The sequence below is a fragment of the Microbacterium sp. BH-3-3-3 genome (assembly GCF_007679045.1).
GTDB classification, from domain to species: Bacteria; Actinomycetota; Actinomycetes; order Actinomycetales; family Microbacteriaceae; genus Microbacterium; species Microbacterium algihabitans.
In genome coordinates this window covers 70,541-94,573 of sequence record NZ_VEFS01000002.1, presented here as the reverse complement: position 1 = coordinate 94,573, position 24,033 = coordinate 70,541, and the positions used below count along the sequence as shown (strand labels likewise).

General features: G+C 71.0%; 21 protein-coding genes. 11 read left to right on the top strand and 10 right to left on the bottom strand.

From position 1 onward, the window contains the following. Nucleotides 1-26 precede the first annotated feature (26 nt). Both FS769_RS08235 and FS769_RS08230 read left to right on the top strand, forming a co-directional pair. A complete protein-coding gene (locus tag FS769_RS08235; protein WP_144832236.1) occupies nucleotides 27-959 on the top strand; it encodes an oxygenase MpaB family protein in 933 nt (310 codons plus the stop codon). Further along, nucleotides 956-1,510: a DUF1992 domain-containing protein gene (locus FS769_RS08230; RefSeq protein ID WP_144832232.1), complete on the top strand. Its 555-nt coding sequence runs from the start codon at nucleotides 956-958 to the stop codon at nucleotides 1,508-1,510. Before FS769_RS08235 ends, FS769_RS08230 begins: the two co-directional genes overlap by 4 nt. Before the next feature lie 242 nt (nucleotides 1,511-1,752). Here the strand turns inward: FS769_RS08230 and FS769_RS08225 are convergent, their stop codons facing one another. Continuing rightward, nucleotides 1,753-2,583 carry an aldolase/citrate lyase family protein gene (locus tag FS769_RS08225; protein WP_144832229.1) on the bottom strand — a complete coding sequence of 277 codons (831 nt, stop codon included), beginning with the start codon at nucleotides 2,581-2,583 and terminating at the stop codon, nucleotides 1,753-1,755. Beyond that, complete coding sequence (locus tag FS769_RS08220; RefSeq protein WP_144832226.1) at nucleotides 2,580-4,049, bottom strand: cation:dicarboxylate symporter family transporter; 1,470 nt, start codon at nucleotides 4,047-4,049, stop codon at nucleotides 2,580-2,582. Before FS769_RS08220 ends, FS769_RS08225 begins: the two co-directional genes overlap by 4 nt. A gap of 137 nt (nucleotides 4,050-4,186) precedes the next feature. On the opposite strand from FS769_RS08220, the gene FS769_RS08215 reads away from it, so the two are divergent. Both FS769_RS08215 and FS769_RS08210 read left to right on the top strand, forming a co-directional pair. Continuing rightward, complete coding sequence (locus tag FS769_RS08215; protein ID WP_144832223.1) at nucleotides 4,187-5,791, top strand: ATP-binding protein; 1,605 nt, start codon at nucleotides 4,187-4,189, stop codon at nucleotides 5,789-5,791. Beyond that, a complete protein-coding gene (locus tag FS769_RS08210) occupies nucleotides 5,788-6,471 on the top strand; it encodes a response regulator (protein WP_144832220.1) in 684 nt (227 codons plus the stop codon). Before FS769_RS08215 ends, FS769_RS08210 begins: the two co-directional genes overlap by 4 nt. A 640-nt stretch (nucleotides 6,472-7,111) precedes the next feature. Here FS769_RS08210 and ald read toward each other — a convergent pair. Next, complete coding sequence (gene ald / locus FS769_RS08205) at nucleotides 7,112-8,197, bottom strand: alanine dehydrogenase (RefSeq protein ID WP_144785945.1); 1,086 nt, start codon at nucleotides 8,195-8,197, stop codon at nucleotides 7,112-7,114. Nucleotides 8,198-8,352: 155 nt separating this feature from the next. Between ald and FS769_RS08200 the strand changes: the two genes are divergently transcribed. Then, nucleotides 8,353-8,826, top strand: coding sequence for an Lrp/AsnC family transcriptional regulator (locus FS769_RS08200; RefSeq protein ID WP_144785944.1), 474 nt, complete (start codon nucleotides 8,353-8,355; stop codon nucleotides 8,824-8,826). Between the two features lie 91 nt (nucleotides 8,827-8,917). On the opposite strand, the gene mmuM is transcribed toward FS769_RS08200, so the two are convergent. From mmuM to FS769_RS08185, 3 genes are all read right to left on the bottom strand, one after another. Continuing rightward, on the bottom strand, nucleotides 8,918-9,772 hold the full coding sequence (gene mmuM, locus FS769_RS08195; protein WP_144832217.1) for a homocysteine S-methyltransferase: 855 nt from the start codon (nucleotides 9,770-9,772) through the stop codon (nucleotides 8,918-8,920). After that, the gene (locus FS769_RS08190) at nucleotides 9,769-10,275 is read right to left on the bottom strand and encodes a MarR family winged helix-turn-helix transcriptional regulator (RefSeq protein WP_144832214.1); all 507 of its coding nucleotides are present in this window, start codon (nucleotides 10,273-10,275) and stop codon (nucleotides 9,769-9,771) included. Before FS769_RS08190 ends, mmuM begins: the two co-directional genes overlap by 4 nt. A 175-nt stretch (nucleotides 10,276-10,450) precedes the next feature. Then, on the bottom strand, nucleotides 10,451-11,452 hold the full coding sequence (locus tag FS769_RS08185) for a LacI family DNA-binding transcriptional regulator (protein ID WP_144832211.1): 1,002 nt from the start codon (nucleotides 11,450-11,452) through the stop codon (nucleotides 10,451-10,453). Nucleotides 11,453-11,629: 177 nt separating this feature from the next. On the opposite strand from FS769_RS08185, the gene FS769_RS08180 reads away from it, so the two are divergent. From FS769_RS08180 to FS769_RS08165, 4 genes are read left to right on the top strand one after another with little or no spacing between them, the layout of a single operon-like run. Then, nucleotides 11,630-12,916 carry an extracellular solute-binding protein gene (locus FS769_RS08180; RefSeq protein ID WP_144832208.1) on the top strand — a complete coding sequence of 429 codons (1,287 nt, stop codon included), beginning with the start codon at nucleotides 11,630-11,632 and terminating at the stop codon, nucleotides 12,914-12,916. A gap of 11 nt (nucleotides 12,917-12,927) precedes the next feature. Next, entirely contained in the window at nucleotides 12,928-13,941 is a 1,014-nt protein-coding gene (locus tag FS769_RS08175; protein ID WP_144832205.1) for a carbohydrate ABC transporter permease, read from the top strand. Beyond that, on the top strand, nucleotides 13,938-14,822 hold the full coding sequence (locus FS769_RS08170; RefSeq protein ID WP_144832202.1) for a carbohydrate ABC transporter permease: 885 nt from the start codon (nucleotides 13,938-13,940) through the stop codon (nucleotides 14,820-14,822). Before FS769_RS08175 ends, FS769_RS08170 begins: the two co-directional genes overlap by 4 nt. Before the next feature lie 6 nt (nucleotides 14,823-14,828). Further along, nucleotides 14,829-17,183: a glycoside hydrolase family 3 N-terminal domain-containing protein gene (locus FS769_RS08165; RefSeq protein WP_144832199.1), complete on the top strand. Its 2,355-nt coding sequence runs from the start codon at nucleotides 14,829-14,831 to the stop codon at nucleotides 17,181-17,183. A gap of 86 nt (nucleotides 17,184-17,269) precedes the next feature. Here FS769_RS08165 and FS769_RS08160 read toward each other — a convergent pair whose 3' ends face one another. Beyond that, nucleotides 17,270-18,052, bottom strand: a complete 783-nt coding sequence (locus tag FS769_RS08160) for an alpha/beta fold hydrolase (RefSeq protein WP_056224106.1) — start codon at nucleotides 18,050-18,052, stop codon at nucleotides 17,270-17,272. Nucleotides 18,053-18,360: 308 nt separating this feature from the next. Then, entirely contained in the window at nucleotides 18,361-18,780 is a 420-nt protein-coding gene (locus FS769_RS17235) for an amidohydrolase family protein (protein ID WP_144832196.1), read from the bottom strand. Between the two features lie 61 nt (nucleotides 18,781-18,841). On the opposite strand from FS769_RS17235, the gene FS769_RS08150 reads away from it, so the two are divergent. Both FS769_RS08150 and FS769_RS08145 read left to right on the top strand, forming a co-directional pair. Beyond that, entirely contained in the window at nucleotides 18,842-20,419 is a 1,578-nt protein-coding gene (locus FS769_RS08150) for a deoxyguanosinetriphosphate triphosphohydrolase family protein (RefSeq protein ID WP_222123914.1), read from the top strand. Then, nucleotides 20,416-20,961: a hypothetical protein gene (locus FS769_RS08145; protein WP_144832193.1), complete on the top strand. Its 546-nt coding sequence runs from the start codon at nucleotides 20,416-20,418 to the stop codon at nucleotides 20,959-20,961. Before FS769_RS08150 ends, FS769_RS08145 begins: the two co-directional genes overlap by 4 nt. A gap of 60 nt (nucleotides 20,962-21,021) precedes the next feature. On the opposite strand, the gene FS769_RS08140 is transcribed toward FS769_RS08145, so the two are convergent. Continuing rightward, nucleotides 21,022-22,089: an SDR family oxidoreductase gene (locus tag FS769_RS08140; protein ID WP_260979724.1), complete on the bottom strand. Its 1,068-nt coding sequence runs from the start codon at nucleotides 22,087-22,089 to the stop codon at nucleotides 21,022-21,024. Between the two features lie 428 nt (nucleotides 22,090-22,517). Beyond that, nucleotides 22,518-24,029, bottom strand: a complete 1,512-nt coding sequence (gene araA / locus FS769_RS08135; RefSeq protein WP_144832186.1) for an L-arabinose isomerase — start codon at nucleotides 24,027-24,029, stop codon at nucleotides 22,518-22,520. Nucleotides 24,030-24,033: the final 4 nt, after the last annotated feature.

Here is a 24,033-nt window from a genome sequence, read left to right as displayed (position 1 = left end):
CGCTCAGACGGTGGCACGCTGGAGAGGTGACCGACGCGACCTACCCCTCCGCTCCCGGCTGGATCCAGTCGCTGCGGGGCAAGATCCTCGTCGCTCTGGCGGGCGACCCGACCGGGATGGCACCGTACGTCCGCGCCATCGCCGACGGGGACGACACCGGCTACTTCGCCGAGAACGGCCCCGCGTGGACCGTGCACGCCGGCATGGGGACTCTCGTCGCCGGCATCCGGGCTCTGCTCCTGCAAGCACTGCACCCGGGAGCGCTCGCGGGGGTGCACGACTGGTCGCGCTATCGCGAAGACCCCATCGGTCGCCTCACCGGTACGGTGCGCTGGGTCATCACCCTCACCTACGGGAGTACGACGCAGGCGGATGCCGAGACCCGACGCGTCGGTCGATTCCACCAACGGGTGAAGGGCGAATACCGGGCGGGTGACGGCACTGAGCGCGGCTACACGGCGGAGGCGGCCGACCTCGTGAGGTGGGTGCACCTGGCCTTCACCGACGCGTTCCTCGCCGGACACGAGGTCTCACGCAAACCGATTCCCGGCGGACCCGACGCCTACGTCGCCGACTGGGCGACGGCGGGGCGCCTGATGCGGGTGGTCGATCCGCCCCTCACGCGCGACGCCCTGCGCGCCGAGATCGACGGCTTCGCCGACCGCCGCGAGCTGCGCGGTGACGAGCGCGTGGCCGACGTCGTGCGCTTCCTGCGCAAGCCGCCGTTCCCCGGCCTCATGGGTCTGTCGTACCGCGTGCTGTTCGCCGCGGCCGTCGCGACGATCCCCCGCCGCTACCGCAAGATGCTCGGCGTGCGACGCTGGCCCCTGCCCGTGCTGACCCTCACCCGCCTCGTGCTGCGGATCACCGAGCGCGCGCTCGGCTCGGGGCCCCGCGCCCAAGACATGGCACGTGAACGCCTGCGCCGGTTGGAGCGCGAACAGCGGGAGGCGGCGTGAGCGAAGACCCCCGGCAGGAGGCCGAACGCTACCGACTCGACCGCCGTCTGCGCGAGGCGGGGCTCGAACCCGAAGCGGAGCCCGAGGCACCGGCCCGCGGCTCGACGGCTGCGGAGCGTGCCGCCTTCGTCGAGACCTCGATCCAGCAGGCGATCCGTCGCGGCGAGTTCGACGATCTGCCCGGGGCGGGCAAGCCCCTGCCCGACCTGGGGGCGTCGCACGACCCGAACTGGTGGATCCGGCGCAAGATCGAGACCGAGCAGCTCTCGGGTCTCGGTCCCCCGGCCCTGACGCTGCGGGTCGAGTACGCCGAACGGGCGGAGCGGATGGATGCCATCGCGCGCGAGCCCGACGTGCGGGAAGCCCTCGAGGACTTCAACCGCCGCGTCATCGAGGCGCGGCGTCAGCTGCAGGGCGGGCCGCCCGTGGTCACCCCGACCGTCGACGTCGAGGCCGAGCTCGCGGCGTGGGGCGAGAGACGCCGCGCCCGCGAGGCCGCGGCCGCGGTGGAGGCGCCGGCTCCGCGTCGGAGGTGGTTCCGGAGGCGGTAGGGGCGTCCTTCGCGAGGTGGCTGAGCTGGTCGAAGCCGCCGGTTTGGAGCGGTCCCTTCGACAGGCTGAGGGACCTTGCGCTGGGCGGTCCCTTCGACAGGCTCAGGGACCTCGCGCTCAGGCGGTCCCTTCGACAGGCTGAGGGACCTTGCGCTGGGCGGTCCCTTCGACAGGCTCAGGGACCTCGCGGTCAGGCGGTCCCTTCGACGGGCTCAGGGACCTTGCGCGGGGTGATCGCTCGGTCAGAGGGCGGCGAGGGCCTCGGCGCGCGCGATGAGGGCGCGGGCCCGCGCGAGCGTCGGGGCGTACGAGCCGTCGACCGGACCGTCGGGAGTCGCCGTCAGCAGGGCGCGGGCGCGCTCCACCTCGTCGGGCGCGGGCGTGAAGCCGGCATGGGCGCCGGACACGGCGGCATCCTGGAGCGCCAAGGTGCCCGTGAAACCCATCGCGACCGCGTGCCGAGCCGCGTCGAGCGCCTGGTCGATCGGACCGCAGGGGCCGTCGATCGGGCCGGCGATGCCCGCCGCGGCGGAAGCGACCACGAGCTGGGCGCGCGGCCACGACAGCGCGATGCGGTCCGCCGCCATGCCGGTGTCGCGACGGAAATCACCGGTGCCGAAAGCGAGACGTCGGGTCGCGGGGTGCGCGGCGATCGCGGGGGCGGCCAGAAGAGCCGCGGCGGACTCGACCATCGCGACGATCGGCGTGCCCGCCGGAAGCGAGGCCGCGACGTGACCGACGTCGGCGGGGCCGGCGCACATCGCCAGGACGACCCCGGCGAGACGGTCGTCGAGCTCGCGTCCGAGAGCGAGATCAGCCTGCCCGTCTCGGGTGCCGGCGGCGCTGATGCGCAGCCAGACGGGAACCTCGGCGGCCGCGCGGCGCGCACGATCGCGACCCTCGTCCTTGCGTCCGGAGGGAAGGCCGTCTTCGAGATCGAGCACGAGAACATCGGCCGCGGTGTCAAGGCCGCCCGCGAGGGGCGAGCGAAGCATCCAGGTGCGGGCGAGGTCCGCGCGCGCGGGGGCGGGGGCGGCCGAAGCCGCCCCCGCCGGGGTGTGCGCAAGGCTCACGAGCGGCTCCGAGCCGACTCCTCCGCCTCCGCCTGGACGCGGAAGGCGTTGAGCGTCGAGGTGTCGACGGCACCGACGGGGCCGGCGCCGACCGCCACGGAGGCGTCCTGCTTGGCATCCGCCGCCTCGTTCACGGCCGCACCGTGCGAGCCGCCGTGACCGTCGCCGGTGAGCATCGTCTCGTCGAACGGGAGGTTGCCGGCGAGCACTTCGCGGACGCGCTGGCCGTCGTACTCCTTGGTCCAGACGCCGATGAGCATCGTGGCCACCGCGTTGCCGGTGAAGTTGGTGACGGCGCGGGCCTCCGACATGAAGCGGTCGATGCCGACGATGACACCGACGCCGTCCACCAGGTCGGGGCGGTAGGCCGACAGTCCACCGGCGAGGGTGGCGAGACCGGCTCCGGTGACACCGGCGGCGCCCTTCGAGGCGATGATCATGAAGATCATGAGCCCGATCTGCTCGCCGAGCGACATGGGCGAGCCCATCGCGGTGGCGATGAACAGCGAGGCCATCGTCAGGTAGATCGCGGTGCCGTCGAGGTTGAACGAGTACCCGGTCGGGACGGTGATGCCGACCACCGGCTTCGAGACGCCGAGGTGCTCCATCTTGGCGATGAGGCGGGGCAGAGCAGCCTCCGACGACGAGGTGCCGACGATCAGCAGGTACTCGCGGCCCAGGTACTTCATGAGCGTGAAGATGTTCACGCGGGTCACGACGTACAGCAGCACACCGAGCACGAGCGTGATGAACAGGAAGCACGTCAGGTAGAACGCGCCCATCAGGATGCCGAGGCTGATCACGGCCTGGAAGCCGGTCTTGCCGACGACCGCGGCGATCGCACCGAAGGCGCCGATCGGAGCGAGCCACAGGATCATGCCGAGGATGCGGAAGACGAGCACCTGAAAGTTGCGGATGCCCTCGACCATGCGCGCTCCGCGCTCGCCCATGCCCTGCAGGGCGAAGCCGACGAGGAGGGCGATGAACAGCACCTGGAGGATGCTGCCGCCGGTGAATGCCGAGAAGAACGTCGTGGGAATGATGCCCAGAATGAAGTCCTGCGTGGTGGTGGCCTCGGCCGGGGCTTCGTACGTCGCTCCCGAGATGTTGAGACCCTCACCGGGGTGGATGATGTTGCCGACGACCAGGCCGATGATCAGTGCGAACGACGACATCACCAGGAAGTAGACCATCGCCAGGCCGCCGATCTTGCCGACCGTGGAGGCCTTGGCGATCGAACCGATGCCCACGACGATCGTGCAGAAGATCACCGGGGCGATCATCATCTTGATCAGCGAGACGAAGCCCTTGCCGACCGGCTCGAGTGCCGTGGCGAAGGCCGGGGCCATGAGACCGACGATGATGCCGGCCACGACGGCGACGATCACGGCGATGTAGAGCCAGTGGTTGCGGTCGATCTTCTTACGGGGGCGACCATCCCGGGTGGTGCGGAGTGAGAGAGCCATCAGCGCCTATCCCCTCTTCCTAACGTCATTGTTTTTCCCGACGAAGCCGTCGGCGAATGACTTGACTGTGGTCGAGCGCGGACGCATCCACGATTTGTGGTCGTATTGTTCACGACAGCGCGAGGAAGGGCGGTGACATGCGACTGAGCGTGGGAGGACGCCTGGCATTGGTGTCGCTCGGCGTCGTCGTTCTCGTCGCCGGCGTGCTCGCGGCGCTGCTGTCGCTGCAGCTCAGCGACTCCGGTCAGCGCGAGGCCGAGAAGGTGACGCGGTCGGTCGCCGAGACGCTCGCGCACGAGCCCGATGTCGCGGTGCTCGCGGCCGCCCGCGACTCCGACACCCTGCAGCCGATGGTCGAGCAGATCCTTGCCGAGGCCGACCTGTCGTTCGTCACGATCATGACGCCCGACGGCACCCGCATCACCCATCGCAACCGGTCGGAGATCGGTGAGCCGTACCTGGGCTCGCGCGAAGAAGCCCTCGCCGGGAACACGTTCACCGAGGTGTACGAAGGCACCCTCGGTCCCTCGGTCCGCACGATCGCCCCCATCCGCGTCGACGGCGGCGAGAACGGCGACATCATCGCGCTGGTCTCGGTGGGCGTCACCCTCGGCGCCGTGCAGCAGGACATCGCGGCGCGCGCACCGCTCATCGTCCTGGCATCCGCCGCCATCGTCGGCATGGGCGTGCTCGGGGCGCTGTACGTGCGCCGCAGCGCCCGTCGCGTGACCGGGTCGTACACGCCGGGCGAGCTGTCGCGGCTCGTCGAGAGCTACGAGACCGTACTGCACTCGCTGCGCGAGGGGCTCGTCGTGACCGACCGTGCCGGACGCATCGTGCTGTACAACGACGAGGCGGCCGACCTGTTGGGGCTGCCCCCGGCCACGAGCGGGCAGGTGTCTCTCGACCCCCGCGAGGTCGAGATGGACGCCGGGCTCGCCGATGCCATCGCGACCGGGCGCCGCATGGTCGAAGAGACCGTCGTGAACGGCGACCGCGTGCTGCTGGTCAACCAGGAGGAAGCGCGGGACCTCAGCGGCCGACGCGCTCCCGAGCGCGGGCGCGTGATGACCCTGCGCGATCGATCGGAACTGCAGGCCCTGCTGGGCGAGCTCGAGGGCGTGCGCACGCTCAGCGACACCTTGCGCTCGCAGACGCACGAGCACGGCAACCGCCTGCACGCCCTGCTCGCTCTGCTCGAACTCGGCCGCGTCGACGAAGCCCGACGATTGATCGTCGCGTCGACCGGAGAGCGTCAGGACCTCGCAGACCGCCTCGTCTCGGACGACGACGACGCCGTGGTCGTCGCCCTGCTGCTCGGCAAGCTCGACGAAGCCGCCGAACGCGGAGTGCGCCTCGACATCGATGTGGCCGAGCCCACCCCGACGCTGCCGCTGGTCGCCGCCGAGGCCGTGACGGTCGTCGGCAACCTCGTCGACAACGCACTGGATGCCGCGGCGACGGGCCCCGAGCCGCGATGGGTGCGTGCGACGCTGCGCGAGAACGGCGCCGACGTGATCGTCGAGGTCGTCGACAGCGGAGCGGGATTCGATCCGGCGCTCGCCGACCCCTTCGCCTTCGGCGCCTCGACGAAGACCGCCCTCTCCCCCGGTGGCCGCGGCGTGGGACTCGCGCTCGTCCGCGACATCGTCGCCGCCCGGGGAGGCACTCTGCAGGTGACCGCTCAGCCCACCACGGTGCGAGTCTTCCTCCCCGCGGTGGCCGAGGCGGTGGCACCGTGATCCGCGTGCTCGTCGTCGACGACGACGCCCTCGCCCTCGAGCTGCACAGCGCCTACGTCGGCCGCGTGCCGGGGTTCGAGGTCGTCGGTCAGGCCGCCGGAGCCCGCGCGGCGCTCACCGCGATCACCGACCCGGATCGCTCGATCGATCTCGTGCTGCTCGACATGACCATGCCCGACGGCACCGGACTCGACGTCGCCCGGCGCGTGCGCGCGATGGGTGCGGGCGTCGACATCATCGCGGTGACCGCGGTGCGCGACGCCGCCACCGTGCGGGCGGCGGTGTCGATCGGGGTCGTGCAGTACCTCATCAAGCCGTTCGCGTTCGCCGCGTTCCGCGAGCGCCTCGAGGCGTACCGCGCGTACGTCGAGGGACTGGATCGCGCCGCCGGCGATGCGACGCAGTCGGAGGTCGATGCCCTGCTCGGGTCGCTCCGCACGGTCGCCGCCCCCACCTTGCCGAAGGGGCTCAGCGACGAGACGTTGCAGGCCGTCGCCGCGCGCGTGCGCACCGCCGCCGGAGCGGTGTCGTCGACCGAGGTCGGCGAGAGCGAAGGCATGTCGCGGGTCACCGCCCGGCGGTACCTCGAACACCTCGCCGACGCCGGGCGCGTGCGCCGCGAACCCCGGTACGGCGGCCAGGGCCGCCCCGAGATCACCTACGCCTGGGTGCGCGGCTGAGCCCCGCGAGGTCCCCGAGCCACGCGAGGTCCCTGAGCCACGCGAGGTCCCTGAGCCACGCGAGATCCCTGAGCAACGCGAGGTCCCTGAGCCCGTCGAAGGGACCGCAACCCGCAGCCCCCTCTGCGCAACCCAGGTCCCTGAGCCTGTCGAAGGGACCGCAACCCGCAGCCCCCTCGCGCAACCCAGGTCCCTGAGCGTGTCGAAGGGACCAGAACCCACAGCCACCCCGGTGACTTCGACAAGCTCAGCCACCTCTGCGCAACCCAGGTCCCTGAGCCTGTCGAAGGGACCGCAACCCGCAGCCCCCTCGCGCAACCCAGGTCCCTGAGCCTGTTGAAGGGACCGGAACCCACAGCCACCCCGGTGACTTCGACAAGCTCAGCCACCTCTGCGCAACCCAGGTCCCTGAGCCTGTCGAAGGGACCAGAACCCACAGCCACCCCGGTGACTTCGACAAGCTCAGCCACCTCTGCGCAACCCAGGTCCCTGAGCCTGTCGAAGAGACCAGAACCCACAGCCACCCCGGTGACTTCGACAAGCTCAGCCACCTCGCGCAACCCAGGTCCCTGAGCCTGTCGAAGGGACCGGAACCCGCGGCAACCCCGGTGACTTCGACAAGCTCAGCCACCTCTGCGGATCAGAGGTCGAAAGCCGCGCGGACGCCCTCGTTCACGACCACCCCGGCGCGCACGTTCAGGCCCTTGGCGAGGGCAGGATCGGCGGATGCCGCTGCCTCCCAGCCCTGCTCGGCGATGCGCGTGATGTACGGCAGGGTGGCGTTCGACAGAGCCCGGGTCGAGGTGTGCGGCACCGCGCCGGGCATGTTCGCCACGCAGTAGTACAGCGCCTCGTGCACGCGGAAGGTGGGTGCGTCGTGCGTGGTCGGGCGCGAGCCCTCGAAGCAGCCGCCCTGGTCGATCGCGATGTCGACGAGCACCGCGCCGGGCTTCATCGCGGCGACCATGTCGTCGGTGACGAGCTTGGGGGCGGCGGCGCCGGGGATGAGCACCGAGCCGATCACGAGGTCGGCGTCGGACAGCTGCTCGGCGATCTCGAGACGGGTCGAGGCGCGGGTCTCGATCGCGCCGCCGAAGCGCTCCTCGAGCTGGCGGAGCTTGGGCAGCGAGATGTCGATCACCGTGACGCGGGCACCGAGTCCGAGGGCGTTGGCCGCGGCGTGCTCGCCCGCGACGCCGCCGCCGATCACGACGACCTTGGCCCGCGGGGTGCCGGGCACGCCGCCGGGGAGCAGACCGCGCCCACCCGAGGCGCGCAGCAGGTGGTGGGCGCCCTCGATGATCGACAGGCGCCCGGCCACCTCGCTCATGGGGGCCAGCAGCGGCAGCGCCCGATCGGCGGTCTGGACGGTCTCGTACGCCACGGCCGTGGTGCCGGCGGTCATGAGGGCGTCGGTCAGCGGTCGGTCGGCGGCGAGGTGCAGGTAGGTGAAGAGCGTGAGGTCGCGGCGCAGGAAGCCGTACTCGGGGGCGATGGGCTCCTTCACCTTGACGAGCAGTTCGGCACGCGCCCAGGTCTCTTCGGCGGTGTCGACGATCTCGGCACCGGCCGCACGGTACTGCTCGTCGGAGAAGCCGCTGCCCTCACCCGCACCCGCCTGCACGAAGACCTCGTGACCGCGATGGACGAGCGAATCGACCCCCGCGGGCGTCATGGCGACGCGGTTCTCATTGTTCTTGATCTCGGTGGGCACGGACACGCGCATGGGTTCCTCCTCGAGCGGATGAGCGTTGCCGAGAGGATCGCAGAAAAGAGTGTTTCCGTGGTGTTTCCGCGCAGATCCTTCGGCTACAGCCGTTCGTGCAGGGATATCATCGGCGAAACGACTCCCGCCGGGGTCGCCGACGCGAAGGATCTACGGTGGCCGACGACGACCTGCACCCCCTCGACGCGCGCATCATCGAACTGCTGTCGGCCGACGCACGCATGACGAACGCCGCCCTCGCCGACGAGCTCGGGGTCGCGGCATCCACCGCCCATGCGCGCTTACGGGGCCTCGTCGACCGCGGGCTCATCACCGGGTTCCACGCAGCCGTCGACCAGAGCCGCCTCGGCCGCGGGCTGCAGGCGATCGTCGGGGTCACCCTGCGCCCGGGGCAGCGGCAGGAGAGCATCCGCGCGTTCGCTCACGAGATCCGCCGCCACCCCGACGTGATCCAGCTGTTCTTCCTCGGCGGCGCCGACGACTTCCTCGTGCACATCGCCGTCGACGATTCGTCGGCCGTGCGCCGCTTCGTCGTCGACCACCTCTCGGCTCGGCACAGCGTCGCCTCGACGCGCACGAGCATCATCTTCGAGTACCACCGCAACGCCCTGGCCGCGGACTTCGACTGAGCCCGCCCCCGCGTGAGGGGTCACGATCGGTCGCTGGAAGCCTCTCGAAGCGACACTTCGTGACCCCTCACGCAGACGGTGGAGGGCCCGCTCAGCGCACCGCGGCCGCGATCGCGGCGATGTCGGCGGGCCTCGACCGGCAGCATCCGCCCACCAGACGCGCGCCGGCGGCGACCCACGCGGGAGCGTCGTCGGCGAGCGGGGCAGCTCCGCCGTGCCAGGTGCGCGTCGCGGCCTCCCACGTCTCGCCCGTGTTGGGGTAGACCACCAGCGGCAGGTCGGGCGCATCCGCGAGGGCGGGCAGCACCGAGCCGGGGGCGCAGCAGTTGACCCCCACTGCGACGACTCCCGGGGCGGATGCCGCTTCGCGCAGTGCCGCGGCGAGCGCTCCGCGTCCCGCGAAACCGGTGCTGTCGGCCGAAAGGCTGACGAAGGCCGGCATGTCGAGCGCGGCGAGCTCGAGCGCGAGGGCCTCCACCTCGAGCGGCGAGGGGATCGTCTCGATCGCCAGGACGTCGGCCCCGGCATCCGCGAGAACGTGCAGGCGTCGGCGGTGGGCATCGCGCAGCTCGGCGAGGGTCAGCCCGTACGCGCCGGTGTACTCGCTGCCGTCGGCGCGGAGCGCTCCGACTGGACCGACGGATGCCGCGACCACCGCCGCGCCGGCGTCGCGCGCCACGGTCACCGAGCGGCGCAGCAACGCCTCGACCTCGGCATCCGGGATCTCTCCCCCGAAACCGATCTGGTACGACGCGGTGATCACGACCTCGGCGCCCGCGGTGACGAATTCGGCGTGTGCGGCGCGCACCTCGTCGGGGTCGTCGCGCAGCACGCGCGCCGACCACAGGTCGCTCGTGACGTCGTTGCCGCGCGTCTCGAGCAGAGTGCCGAGACCGCCGTCGAGGACGACGGGGCGCTGGGTCAGAGCGGTGGCGAAGTCGGTCACGCCTCGTGCGTCTCGCCGGCCGCCAGCACGCGCAGCGCGCTCGCGAGCAGCGCCTGGTCTTGGCGGCTGACATCGCGCAGGGCCTCGGCCTCGAGACGGACGAGCTCGGTCATCGCGGCGTCCACGCGCTCGATGCCCTCGGCGGTGATCGCGACGAGGATGGCCCGACCGTCGGAGGGATTGGGACGTCGGTGCACGAGGCCGCGCTCGGCGAGCTTGTCGAGGCGGTTGGTCATGGCGGCGCTGCCGATCATGGTGGCCGTGATGAGGCGCGTGGCGCTCAGCTCGGTGCCCGCGCGGCGGAGCACCGCGAGCACGTCGAACTCCCACACGGCGATGCCGGCGCTCGCGAAGGCCTTGGCGCGCAGCTTCGACAGGTGGAAGGCCGCGCGGCGCAGGCGCGACATCACATCGAGGGGCGTCAGGTCGACCTCGGGCAGCAGCTGCGACCAGGCGTCGATGAGGAGGTCGACCTCGTCGTCTTTACTGCTCGCGGTAGGCATTCTTCGACGGTACCGGAGCCGCGGGGTGTCGCGGCGCGCCTTGCGGGCTCGTCGGCGCTCTCGCCCGGGCGACGACAGGCCGCTGAGCGTCCAGAACACCCGGACGATCTCGACACTCACGCAAGGGGTGAGGGCAGGGGCACCGGATGCCGGGACCCCGGCCGCACGCCCCGCTTCAGCGCTCGCGCGGCGGCGCCGTCGTCCCGCGCGCGACCAGACGCGTCGGAAGCTCGACGTGCGTGGCCGGCAGCTCCTCGCCGGCGAGCAGCGCCAGCACGATGCGCACGGCTTCAGCGCCCAAGCGCTTCATGGGTTGGCGCACCGTCGTGAGAGCGGGTTGGGCGCGGGCGGCCTCGGGCACGTCGTCGAAGCCGACCACCGAGAGGTCGTCGGGCACGCGGAGACCACGTTCGCCGGCGACCTCGACGATCGACAGGGCCGAGAGGTCGTTCGCCGCGAATACCGCGGTGGGCGGGTCGGGCAATGCGAGCATCGCGTGCGCGGCCTCGCGGGCGACGTCGTGCTCGTACCGTCCGTCGCCCACGAGCGCGGGATCGAACGGGATGCCGGCGGCCGCGAGCCCCGCGCGGTATCCCGATGCGCGGGCCACCGCCGAACGCAGATCGGGGCGACCGGCGATGAAACCGATGCGGCGGTGGCCGAGCTGCACGAGGTAGTGCACCGCCTGCTGAGCTCCGGTGAAGCTGTCGGATTCGACGGTCGGCACGTCGCCGCGTCCGGTGTGCGGATCGATCGCGACGATCGGCACGTCGCTCGAGACGTTGACCACCGTGGGGGTGACGATGATCGCCGCGTCGATGAGCGTTCCGCTGAGCCGACTCAGGGAGCGGCGCTCCCAGCCCTCGCCGTCGCGACGGGCTCCGGTGTACGCGAGCAGGTCGTAACCGGTGTCGGACAGGGCCCCCGCGACACCCTTGAGGATCTCCGCCGAGAACGGCTCGATGTCGGCCACCAGCACACCGATCACTCCCGTGCGGCGCGAGCGCATGCTGCTGGCCACGAGGCTCGACTCGTAGCCGAGGGTCTTCACCGCGTCGAGCACGCGGCCCACGGTCTCGGGCGAGACGCCGTAACGGCCGTTCACGGCCTTCGACACCGTGGCCACCGAGACCCCGGCCGCCGCGGCGACGTCGTGGATGGTGGTTCGCCTCGTCATGGCATCCGACCCTAGCGTGGAAATCATTTTCGAAAACGTTTGACGACGAAGCGGGCTCCGGGCGACACTGCTGACACCTCGGCGGGCAGCAGACCCCGAGAAGCGCACGAACGGCAGAGCAGCCGCACACACCGACGCGCCCCGCGGCGCACCTCGACGAAGAGAAACGGGCATCACATGAACACGCGCAAGATCCTCGCCGGAGCGGCCCTCGCCGTCGCCGGCACCCTCGCGCTCGGCGGTTGCGCCGCAGGCGGCGGCAGCGGCCAGAACGCCGACGGCAGCGTCACCCTGACGCTCTGGCACAACTCCACGACCGGCGACGGCAAGAAGTACTGGGAAGACACCGCGGCCGCGTTCGAGGCGGCGAACCCGGGCGTCACCGTCGAGATCCAGGCCGTGCAGAACGAGGAGATGGACGGCAAGCTCCAGACCGCCCTGAACTCGGGCGACGCCCCCGACCTGTTCATGGCCCGCGGCGGCGGCAAGCTCGCCGACATCGTCACCGCCGGCCAGGCGATGGACCTGACCGACAAGATCTCGGCTGACGCGAAGACGGCCCTCGGCTCGTCGCTGTCGGCGTTCGAGATCGACGGCAAGAACTACGGCATGCCGGTCGCCGTGCTGCCCTCCGGCATCTTCACCTCGCAAGACCTGCTCACGGCCGCCGGTGTCACCTCGGCGCCGACGACCATCGACGAGCTCGAGGCGGCCAACGCCAAGATCAAGGCGACCGGGGTGGCCCCGATCGCCGTCGGCGCCAAGGACGCCTGGCCCGCCGCCCACTGGTACTACAACTTCGCGCTGCGCGCCTGCTCGAAGGACGTGCTCGACTCCGCCGCCGCGAGCCGCAGCTTCGACGACCCGTGCTGGCTGAAGGCCGGCGAAGACCTGCAGTCGTTCCTCGCGACGCAGCCCTTCAACGACGGCTTCCTCACCACCGCGGCCCAGCAGGGCGCCGGTTCGTCGGCGGGTCTCCTGGCCAACCACCAGGCCGCCATGGAACTCATGGGCGCCTGGGACCCGGGCGTGATCGCCTCGCTCACCCCCGACGAGCAGCCCCTGGCCGACCTCGGCTGGTTCCCCTTCCCCGAGGTCTCGGGCGGCGACGGCGAACCCGGCGCCATGATGGGCGGCGTCGACGGCTACTCGTGCTGGGTCAACGCTCCCGCGCAGTGCACCGACTTCTTGAACTTCCTCGTCAACAAGGAGAACCAGGAAGCGTACGCGAAGGCCTTCCAGACCCTTCCCGCCTCGAGCGAGGCCGAGGGAGCGGTGACGACCCCCGCGCTGAAGTCGGTGCTCGAGGCCTATTCGAAGGCGCCCTACGTCTCGGTGTGGCTCGACACCCTCTACGGCCAGAACGTCGGCAACGCGCTGAACGTCGCCGTCGTCGACATGTTCGCCGGCAAGGGCTCGCCGCAGGGCATCGTCGACGCCGTCAACGCCGCAGCCTCGCGCTGAGGACACCGCTCATGACCACGCAGCTCGCCGCTTCGGCGACCGACGCCGGGTCTCGCCGCCCGGCCGGGGAGGGTGCGCACCGCACCCCCTCGGCCGGGCGGCCGCCCGCGCGGCGGCGGCTCGAGAACTGGCGCATCCGCGGCGAACTCGCGATCCTCCTGGGCCCCGCCCTGGTGGTGTTCGTGTCGTTCGTCATCCTCCCCGTCGCCCTGGCCGCGTACTACGGCTTCTACAAGTGGTCGGGCTTCGGCACTCCCGTCGACTTCGTCGGCATCCGCAACTACGTCACGATCCTCACCGATCCCGCGTTCCACGAGGCGCTCGGCCACAACGCCTTCATCGTGATCGGCTCGCTCGTGCTGCAGGGGCCGCTCGCCCTCGGGCTCGCGCTGCTGCTGAACCGCAAGATGCGGGCGCAGTCGCTCATCCGCGTGCTCATCTTCGTGCCGTACGTCATCTCCGAGGTCGTCGTCGGTCTCGGCTGGGGCCTCATGCTGCAGTCGGGCGGCGCGCTCAACGGGGCGCTCGAGAAGATCGGGCTCGGCGCCCTCCGCGCCGATTGGATCTCCGACCCGGCGTTGGCGATCTGGACGCTGCTGATCATCATCACGTGGAAGTACATCGGCTTCGCGGTGATCCTCTTCCTCGCCGGACTCCAGGGCATCCCCGAAGAGCTCAGCGAGGCCGCCGCGATCGACGGCGCCTCGTACTGGCAGATCCAGCGCCACATCGTGCTGCCGCTGATGGGTCCGACGATCCGCATCTGGGCGTTCCTGTCGATCATCGGCTCGCTGCAGTTGTTCGACCTCGTCTGGATCATCTGGGGCCAGTACGTCGCCTCGACCGCCGGCACCTCGACCATGGCCACCTACATGGTCGCCAACGGCCGCAACGCGGGCAGCTTCGGCTACGGCAGCGCCGTGGCCGTGGTGATGTTCCTCATCTCGCTCGCCGTCGCGCTCATCTACCAGCGTTTCGTGCTGCGGCGCGACACCGCCGGCGCCCTCACCGGAGGTTCCGAATGACCGCCACCGCCACCCTCGTGGCCCCCAAGGCCCCGCGCTCGACGCTGCGCTCCCCCGCCGGGGCGAAGCGCTCCACCTCGGTGCTCGTCGGCTTCGTCGCCCTGCTGCTGATCGGCATGATGCTGGCCCCGGTGGTCTACATCATCCTCGGCGGCTTCCGCTCGAACGCCGAGATCACCGTCGACCCGGCCGGCTTCCCGACCACCTGGAACTGGCAGAACTACGCCGATGTGCTCGCCAGCCCCATCTTCTGGGGCCAGGTCGGCAACTCCGCGATCGCGGCGATCGCCACCACGGTCTTCGTCGTCGCCCTCGGCTTGATGGCCGCGTACGCCCTGGCGCGCTACCGCTTCCGCGGCCGCGGCGCGGTCTTCGCGCTGTTCACCGCCGGCCTGATGTTCCCGATGACGGTCGCCATCACCCCGCTGTACATCCTCGTGCGCAATCTCGGCCTGATGAACTCGCTGGCGGGCGTCATCGTGCCGCAGATCGCCTTCGCCCTGCCGCTGACGATCATCATCCTGTCGCCCTTCCTCGCGGCCATCCCGAAAGAGCTGCAGGAAGCCGCCTCGATCGACGGGCTCGGCCGCCTCGGGTTCTTCTGGCGCATGGTGCTGCCCCTCGCCGTCCCCGCGGTGGTGACCGTCGGCATCCTGGCCTTCGTCAACAGCTGGAACTCGTACATGCTCCCGCTGTTCATCCTCAACAACGAGGCCGCCTTCACGCTGCCTCTCGGAACGCAGGCGTTCGCCTCCCAGTACTCCGTCGACACCGCGCGCGTGCTCGCATTCACCTCGCTGTCGATGATCCCCGCTCTGCTGTTCTTCAGCGTGTTCGAGCGTCGGATCGTCGGCGGCCTCACCGGCGCCGTGAAGGGCTGACCCACCATGACCATCCACAACACCGACGTCGGCGCTGCCCTCGCCAGCGGGGTGTCCCCTCGCGTGCAGGCGCTCGTGGCCGAGATGACCCTCGACGAGAAGCTCGCGCAGCTCGTGGGCTACTGGGTCGACCAGGGCGATGAGGTCGTCGCCCCGCTCTCGGGCGAGAAGGTCACCACCACCGCCTATGCGGATGCCACCGTGCACGGCCTCGGCCACCTCACCCGCGTCTACGGCACCCGGCCGGTCGACCCGGTCGAGCGCGCCGAGTGGCTCTGGGGCGAGCAGCGGCGACTCCAGGCCGAGACGCGCCTGGGCATCCCCGCCCTCGTGCATGAGGAATGCCTCACGGGCTTCGCGGCCTGGCAGGCGGCGACCTTCCCGACGCCCCTCGCCTGGGGCGCGTCGTTCGATCCGGATGCCGTGGAAGCCATGGCATCCGCGATCGGTCGCTCGATGCGCGACCTCGGGGTGCACCAGGGCCTCTCGCCCGTGCTCGACGTCGTGCGCGACGCCCGGTGGGGACGCGTCGACGAGTGCATCGCCGAAGACCCGTACGTGGTCGGCACGATCGGCACGGCCTACGTGCGCGGACTTCAAGACTCGGGGGTGCACGCCACGCTGAAGCACTTCGCGGGGTACTCCGCCTCGCGGGCCGGGCGCAATCACGCGCCCGTGTCGGCCGGACGCCGCGAGCTGCAGGACGTGTTCCTGCCGCCGTTCGAGATGGCCGTGCGCGACGGCGGCGCACGCAGCGTCATGAACTCGTACACCGAGATCGACGGCGTGCCGGTGGCCTCTTCGCACGAGCTGCTGACCGATCTCCTGCGGCGGCAGTGGGGCTTCGACGGCACCGTCGTGTCGGACTACTTCGCGGTGGAGTTCCTCCGCTCGATGCACGGGATCGCCGCCGACCGCGGCGAGGCCGCTCAGCTCGCGCTCGAGGCGGGCATCGATGTCGAGCTCCCCGGCCCCGACGCCTATCCGTTCCTGGCCGAGAGGGTGGCATCCGGTGCTCTTCCCGAAGCCGTCGTCGACCGCGCCGTCGCGCGCGTGCTCGCCGAGAAGGAAGACCTCGGGCTGCTGGATGCCGACTTCTCGATGCCCCCGCAGCACATCGACCTCGACGACGCCGGGCATCGCGCCCTCGCGCGTCGACTCGCCGAGGAATCGGCCGTGCTGCTGCGAAACGACGGCGCCCTCCCCCTCGCCGCCGGAACGCGGATCGCCGTCATCGGACCGAACGGCGACAGCGCCGAGGCGCTGATGGGCTGCTATTCGTTCGCCAACCACGTGCTCGCGCACCACCCCGGAACCCCGATGGGCTTCGAGATCCCGACGGTCCGCGAGGCACTCGTCGAGCGGTTCGGCGAGGTCTCCTACACCCGCGGATGCGAGGTGGAGGGGACGGACCTCTCGGGTCTGGAGGCCGCGGTGTCCGCCGCCCGCGACGCCGAGGTCGCGATCGTCGTCGTCGGCGACCGGTCCGGGCTCTTCGGACGCGGAACGGTCGGCGAGGGCAACGACGCCGACTCGCTGGAACTGCCCGGCGTGCAGCGACAGCTCGTCGAGGCGGTCATCGCGACCGGCACGCCCGTCGTGCTCGTACTGCTGACCGGGCGGCCCTACGCCCTGGGCTGGGCGCTCGACACCGCCACGGGACCGGCGGCGGTGCTGCAGGCGTTCTTCCCCGGCGAGGAGGGCGGGCCCGCGCTGGCCGCGCTGCTCGCCGGAGACGCCACCCCCTCGGGGCGTCTGCCCGTCTCGCTCCCCCGCTCCGCCGGTGCGCAGCCCTACTCCTACCTCCACCCCCTGCTGGGCGGGCCGTCAGGCGTCACGAGCACCGACCCCACCCCCGTGCGCCCGTTCGGATTCGGGTTGTCGTACACGACCTTCGAGAGGGGGGAGCTACGGGTGGACGGAGTCACGGCGACCCACGCGCGCCGCGACGCCGGTGTGCCGGCATCCGGAATCTCCGCCGAGGCGCGCGCCGGCGATGCGTTCACCGTCTCGGCTCGCGTAACGAACACCGGAGCCGTGTGCGGCGCCGACGTCGTGCAGATCTACGCGCATCGTGCTGTTGCGACCGTCACGCGCCCCGTCGCGCAGCTCGTGGCGTACGCGCGTGTGGAACTCGATCCCGGCGAGAGCGCCGATGTGCGCTTCACCGTGCCCGCATCGCGTCTTGCCTACAGCGATCGTGCGCTGCGACGTGTGGTCGAGGCGGGCGAGGTGGAGCTACGGCTCGGGCCGTCGTGCGCGGCGGTCGACGAGTCGGTGACGCTGCGGATCACCGGGCCGGCGTACGAGCTGGGCATCGATGACGCGCGGATCGTCGAGGTTGACGTGCGGAGGGGGTGAGGCCGGGTTCGGCGCGAAACGGAGCACGACGTTTCGCGCCGAACCCGGAAACCCGGCTGCCGGTGAGGGTCGCGCAGTCCTCTGTATCAGCTGGTGCGGTCGAGGATGAGTTGCGTCGCTTCGCGGGGGGCGTCCCATTGCGGGAAATGGCCGCACCGTTCGAACCAGTGGAGCGAGGCGTCGGGGAACAGTCGCGTGGCGCGATCGGCCTGTTTCGGCACCGTCACGAGGTCGCGCCGACCCCACCCGATGGTGACCCGGCCGGGTGCCGTGCCTGCGGGGGCGCCCTGTTGCAGCGGGCCTTTCGTGAGGGCGTCCATGGCGTCTCCGACCGAGGGGGAATCGGCCAGTCCGCGCACGTCCGCCAGCACGGTTTCCCGCGAAAGAGCCCAGGGTCGCGTTGACAGCTGCGCCAGGAGCAGCGTCCGCCCGACGGGGTTGCCGAGCAGGGCCGGCAGCGTGCCGCGCAATGCTCGGACCAGCGCGATCGACGGCCGCAGCGTGGCGGCGAAGACGGCACGCTCACGGGGACTCCAGAAGCCGCCGGGGTCCAACGCCACGGTGTCTGCGCCGACTCCCCTCCGCGCGAGCTCGAGCACGATTCGGCCGCCCATCGACTGCCCGACGGTGGAGACCCCATCCAGCCCCTGCTCGCGGATGAAGTCCGCGACGGAGTCGGTCAACGTGGCGATGGAAACGTCACCGGACAGCGGCGGTGTCTGACCGAACCCCGGCAGATCGACGGCGATGACCTCACGGTGCCGGGCCAGGTCGTCGAGGATCGGGGCCCAGGATCGCCAGCCCGCGCCCAAGCCGTGCACCAGCAGCAGCGGGCTGCCCGTCCCTCGTCGAATATGGTTCAGCGTCACACTCGCAACGTTAAGCCGGGCGCCTTCTCGAATACACGGCGGCCCGGATGATTGCGGCGGTCGGCACGGAGGCGTATAAGCGGGGAGTGCGCGAGCCGATGAAGCTCCGAGATGCGCACGATCATGCTCGCGTCACGGCCGGCGCACAGCGCGTGGCCGACGTCGAGGTGCGGCGAGGCTGACTCTCGGCGCAGCGGATAACCACCGCTCGAACGTCCAGAACACCCGGACGGATTCTCGGGCCCTCCGGGTGTTCTGGACTCTGGACCGGCCCCGGGCGGGGCGGGGACCTCAGCCGGCGGGACCGCTCAGGACGTCGACGGCGGCGGCGGAACCGACCACGTCCTCGATGATCGTGCCCCGTACGGCCACGGCAGGCAGGTCGTCGGGGGCGGGGCGAAAAGGTCGCCCTGGAACACGGTGAAGCTTGCGCTGCGCCCGGGGGCGATCGCCCTCTCGTCCACCCCGGCAGTCCGCGCCGCAGAGAGCGTGTACGCCGTGAGGGCCTCTGCCCGTGTCAGCCGCTGCGACGGCACCACCGCGCCCATGTCGACCGCGCCCACCCGCGGTCGCATCTCAGCGATCGCGATGATCTTCCGCGGGTCGAAGGGCCCGATGGGCCAGTCGGAACCGATGGCCACGATGGTTCCGGCGTCGAGGAGATCTTCGAGTGCGACAGTGCGGGCGAGTCGAAATGTAACACCGGCGATCGCGGTCGTCTCCGGCACTGCCGACGACCCGGCGCCGCGTTAGCGTTGACCCACGCCATCGACGCCGCGAGAGGACCGGATGACGCTGCACGACGAGACCACGCCCCCGGATGCCGCTGCGCTCGCGCACCCCGTCTCCGGCGGGGCCGCCGCGGGCTCGCGCCACGAGCGCGCCGTCGGCAACCTCGCCTCGCGCGTCTACCCCGACGGGGACGACGCCCGGGCCGATCCGTGGTCGATCGACCTCGAGCGCATCCAGTTCTCGCCGTACTTCTCGCGACTCTCGGCCGTGACGCAGGTCGTCTCGCCGTCGATGGGCGGGGCCCCGGTGCACAACCGCCTCACCCACACGCTCAAGGTCAGCGCGATCGCCCGTGTCGTCGCCCTGCAGCTGAACACCCGCTCACGCCAGGCCGGAGAGGGCGACGTCTGCAACGCCACTGTCGTCGAGGCCGCGGCCTACGCGCACGACCTCGGGCACCCGCCGTTCGGCCACCTCGGCGAGACCACCCTCGACAGGCTCGCCCGCGACGAGCTGGGCCTCGCCGACGGATTCGAGGGCAACGCGCAGACCTACCGCATCCTCACCGCGCTCGACGTGGTCGAGAACGCCCCGCGCGGACTCAATCTCACGGCCGCCGTCCGTGCCGCCTCGGCCAAGTACCCGTGGGCGCCGTCGGTCGGCGCGGCCGACATCGAGCGGATCGGCCCGCCCCGTGGCATCCGCCGCTCCCCCGACGGCGCGTACCGCGTGCACAAGTACTCCGCGTACGACATCGACCTCGACGACCTCGCCGAAGCGCGTCAGGGCGTCGATGCCGAGCCACTGCGCCAGAGCATCGAAGGCGCGGTCATGGACCTCGCCGACGACATCGCCTACTCGGTGCACGACGTCGACGACTTCTATCGCGCCGGCATCCTCGACCACGCCCCGATCGCGGCGGAGTTCCGCGGCTGGCTCGACGACGTGCTCGAGTGGCGTTCGCGCGACGATGCCGAGGTGCGCGCCGAGCTCGCCCCCGGGGCCGGTCTCGAGCGCCTGCGCCGCAAGATGCGTCGCGACGACCCCTGGATCGCCGACGATGAGGCCTTCCTCGCCGCGGTCAGCGACGTGGATGCCGAGATGGTCACCGACCTGCTCGCGCGCCCGTTCGACGGGTCGCTGACGGCCGAGCGCCGGCTGGCCGGGTTCACGGATCGGTGGATTCGCCGCTTCCAGGAGTCGGCGCGTCTGCGGCCCCTCGACACCCCGCGCGCCGGGCCCGTCGTGCTGTCGCCCTGGGCCTGGCACCACGTCGAGGTGTTGAAGTTCGTGCACAAGCGGTTCGTGCTCAGCCGCCCCGACCTGGCGATCCAGCAACGCGGCATGAGCCGCATCCTCGCGCGATCGGTGCGCGCGCTCGGTGAGTGGCTCGACGACGACCTCGACCGCGCCCGCACGCCGCGGCGCCTGCGTGAGCTCATCGCGCTGGCCCGCGAGCAGTACGCGCAGCTGCCCGCCGAGCGCCGCCCGACGGATGCCGAGGCCGAGACCCTCGCGCGCTCCCGCGGCATCGTCGACTACATCGCGTCGCTGACCGACGCGCAGGCCTTCGCCCTGTCGGAGGCGATCTCGGGTCGCGCCGACCGGCTGTGGGCGCTGGGGCAGCGGCTGTGACCGAGATGCACGCGGAGAAGGTGCTCTTCGACCGACCACTGCATGTGCACTACGGCTTCATCTGGCTGCATCCCGAGGAACGCTTCGGTGAGATCGTTTCGGGCAGCCCGTTCGCCGGACAGCAGAACGGGCTCTGCGGCGCAGCGATTCCGGGGCTCCTGGATCTGCGGACGGGGCTGCACACCGGCGCCGTTCCCGTACGCGTCGTGCTGGTCGACAGTGAGCCCCCGCTCAGTGAAGCGGAGGACGTCGTCGAGGTGTCCTTCCGCCCCGACCAGCGGGTGTTGTGGTTCGGGGGTTTCGACGACGGCGACGAGATCACGCTCCCGGTCATGTCGTACCGTGCACGGTGGTCGGCGACCGCGATGGATGCCGGCCGTGACGCCGACACCGTCCTCGAAGAGGAGGCCGCGCCCGACCGCTACGAACTCTGCTTCTGGCCGGATGCCGACACTCGCCCCGACCAGATCGTGCGGCTCGGGAGCAAGACCGCCGCGTACTGGCACAGCACGACGACGACCACCGACGACCCTGAGAGCTGACGGCACCTGCAACCACGGGTCGCCACGGCCAGCTCGGGACCGTGGGTCAGCGTCTGTGGCTCAGGGGATGAGGCGCGCCGCGCGGTACCGCCCGAAGAGCTTCGTAAACGAGTCGCGCGTGCGGTGATGCTCGGTGAACCCCGCGAGGCGGCTCTTCGACATGTCGGTCATGACCTCGATGTCGCGCCCGAGATCGGCATCGGTGTGCCACCACGAGGCGACGCGCGTGATGCCGGGTTCGACGAGTCCGTGCTGCTCGACGATCTCGGCCCACACCGGCGCCGAATCGGCCATCTGCTGTTCGAACGGGCGCGGGGCGGTGTCGAATCCCTCCGCCTCGACACCGAGGTCTGCCGCGATGCGCGGCCACATCCAGCGCCACCGGAAGACGTCGCCGTTCGCGGTGTTGAACGCCTCATCCGCGCCCTCGGGGTGCGTGGCCGCCCAGACCATCTGGCTGGCCAGCAGGTCGGCATCAGTGACGTCGGTGAGGCCGTTCCACTGGGTCTCGCTGCCCGGGAAGACGAGCGGCCGGCCCGTGTGGCGGCTGATCGCGGCGGCGACGGCGATCGTGAGCCCCATGTTCATCGCGTTGCCGACGGCATGGCCGAGAACCGTGTGCGAACGGTGCACCGACCATGTGAAGCCCTGACGGCGGGCGGCCGCGAAGAGCTCGTCCTCCTGCGCGTAGTAGAAGTTGTCGACGTCGAGTCGCGGCTCGTCCTCGTGGAACGGGGTGTCGGGCATCTCGCCCTGGCCGTACGCCTCGAAGGGCCCGAGGTAGTGCTTCAACCCGGTCATCAGGGCGACGTGACGCACCGGTGCGTCGGAGAGCGCCGCGAGCAGGTCACGGACCATGCCGCCGTTGACGGCGATGTTCTCGGCCTCGGTGTCCTGCCGCGACCACGCCGTGAAGAACACGTGCGTGACAGGCAGGTCGCCCAGCGCCGCGCGCAGCGACTCGGGCGAGCGCAGGTCGGCCGACCGCCACTCGACACCCGGACGCTCCGCACCCGGCCGACGGGAAAGGCCGGTCACCGCCCATCCCTCGTCGGACAGTCGGTCGATCAGCGCGCCGCCGGCGATACCGGTCGCGCCGACCACGAGGGCGTGTGCGGATGCAGTCAAAACGGGGGTCCCATCGATCGAGGTGAACGAACGGCAACCGTGCGAGGTCGAAGGGTATTCCTCGGCCGGGTTTCGGCCCGGCGCCGACGGGAGGTTTCCAAAGCACCGGACGCCCCCGCACCCATGTCCCGAAAAGTGCGGGCTGAACACCCCGCGAACCGCACAATCTGGGACACGCCCCCACCGAAATGGGGACGAGCACCCCCGCACCGGATGCCAGGGCATCCGCGTCCCGAGAGATGCAGGCCGGGTGACCACACGAAAACGTGCCCCGGACCCTCGGCGGCCCACCGCCGCCCCGGGTCCGGGGCACGATCCGCTCGTCGAGGCGATAGGGAGGCCTCGTCGGGCGAGAGCGCGTCTCGAGAGAGCGGGACGCGCGCGTACCGCGTCACCCCGGGGCAGTGCGGCTCCCGGGGCGACGGGTCTTACAGGCCCTGGGCCAGGCGGTAGTACGCCTGGTTCCAGCGCAGTTCACTCTGGAAACCGCGGACCGTGGTGTCGTCGTCGATCACGACGAGCTCGGTCTTGGCGATCTCCGCGAAGTCGCGGAACACCTCGATGCCCACGGCCGTCGTCATGACGGTGTGGTGGGCGGCGCCGGCGGCGAGCCAGCAGCCGGCCGAGGTCGCGAAGTCGGGCGCGGGCTTCCACACCGCGCGGCCCACGGGGAGCTTCGGAAGGTCGGGCGCGTCGACGTTCTCGACGACGTTGGCCACCAGACGGAAGCGGTCGCGCATGTCGCTCATCGCGACGACCAGCGCGGGGCCGGCGTCGGCGGTGAAGACCAGACGCACCGGGTCGTCCTTGCCGCCGATGCCCAGCTCGTGGATCTCGAGGCGCGGCTTCTTGGTGGTCAGCGAGGGCGAGACCTCGAGCATGTGCGCCCCGAGGATGCGCTCGTTGCCGGGGACGAGGTCGTAGGTGTAGTCCTCCATGAGCGAGGCGCCGCCGGGCAGGCCCGCGCCCATGACGTTGGCGACGCGCACGAGGATCGCGGTCTTCCAGTCGCCCTCGGCGCCGAAGCCGTAGCCCTCGGCCATGAGGCGCTGCACCGCGAGACCGGGCAACTGCTTCAGCGCGCCGAGGTCTTCGAACGAGGTGGTGAAGGCACCGAAGCCGCCCTCCTCGAGGAACGAACGCAGGCCCAACTCGATCGCCGCGCCGTCGCGCAGCGACTGGTGACGCGCGCCGCCGGGGAGGAGTTCGTCGACGACGTCGTAGCTGTCGACGTACTCCTGCACGAGCGCGTCGATGTCGGCATCCGATGCCTTCTCCACGGCCTCGACGAGCTCGTTGACGCCCCAGGTGTTGACCTGCACTCCGAAGCGGAGCTCGGCCTCGGTCTTGTCGCCCTCGGTGACGGCGACGTAGCGCATGTTGTCGCCGAAGCGCGCGAGCTTGAGGGTACGGGCGGCGGTCCAGCCGGCGGCAGCGCGCTCCCAGTCCTCGATCTGCTGGCGCACGGCCGGGTTCGACACGTGGCCGACGACCGTCTTGCGCGAGACGCCGAGGCGCGTCTGGATGTACCCGAACTCGCGGTCGCCGTGGGCGGCCTGGTTGAGGTTCATGAAGTCGAAGTCGATGTCGTTCCACGGCAGCTCGACGTTGGCCTGCGTGTGCAGGTGCAGCAGCGGCTTCTGCAGGGCGTCGAGGCCGGCGATCCACATCTTCGCGGGGCTGAAGGTGTGCATCCAGGCGATGACGCCGATGACGTCGTCGCGGCCGTTGATCTCGAGCGCCATGCGGCGGATGCTGTCGGAGTCCTTCAGCACGGGCTTCCAGACGACCTTCACCGGCAGGCCGTTGAGGCCCTCGACGACGGCCTGCGACTGCTCGGCGACCTGCGTGAGCGTCTCTTCGCCGTAGAGGTTCTGGCTACCGGTGACGAACCAGACCTCGTAGCCGCCGAGGTCGTTCTTGAGGGGAGTGCGGGTCATGACT

What these genes read in the sequence shown, in the direction of transcription:
- FS769_RS08220 (WP_144832226.1), bottom strand. Translation starts at nt 4,049, where the DNA reads ATGGCTCTCTCACTCCGCACCACCCGGGATGGTCGCCCCCGTAAGAAG.
- FS769_RS08215 (WP_144832223.1), top strand. Translation starts at nt 4,187, where the DNA reads ATGCGACTGAGCGTGGGAGGACGCCTGGCATTGGTGTCGCTCGGCGTC.
- ald (WP_144785945.1), bottom strand. Translation starts at nt 8,197, where the DNA reads ATGCGCGTGTCCGTGCCCACCGAGATCAAGAACAATGAGAACCGCGTC.
- FS769_RS08190 (WP_144832214.1), bottom strand. Translation starts at nt 10,275, where the DNA reads ATGCCTACCGCGAGCAGTAAAGACGACGAGGTCGACCTCCTCATCGAC.
- FS769_RS08185 (WP_144832211.1), bottom strand. Translation starts at nt 11,452, where the DNA reads ATGACGAGGCGAACCACCATCCACGACGTCGCCGCGGCGGCCGGGGTC.
- FS769_RS08180 (WP_144832208.1), top strand. Translation starts at nt 11,630, where the DNA reads ATGAACACGCGCAAGATCCTCGCCGGAGCGGCCCTCGCCGTCGCCGGC.
- FS769_RS08175 (WP_144832205.1), top strand. Translation starts at nt 12,928, where the DNA reads ATGACCACGCAGCTCGCCGCTTCGGCGACCGACGCCGGGTCTCGCCGC.
- FS769_RS08170 (WP_144832202.1), top strand. Translation starts at nt 13,938, where the DNA reads ATGACCGCCACCGCCACCCTCGTGGCCCCCAAGGCCCCGCGCTCGACG.
- FS769_RS08165 (WP_144832199.1), top strand. Translation starts at nt 14,829, where the DNA reads ATGACCATCCACAACACCGACGTCGGCGCTGCCCTCGCCAGCGGGGTG.
- FS769_RS08150 (WP_222123914.1), top strand. Translation starts at nt 18,842, where the DNA reads ATGACGCTGCACGACGAGACCACGCCCCCGGATGCCGCTGCGCTCGCG.
- araA (WP_144832186.1), bottom strand. Translation starts at nt 24,029, where the DNA reads ATGACCCGCACTCCCCTCAAGAACGACCTCGGCGGCTACGAGGTCTGG.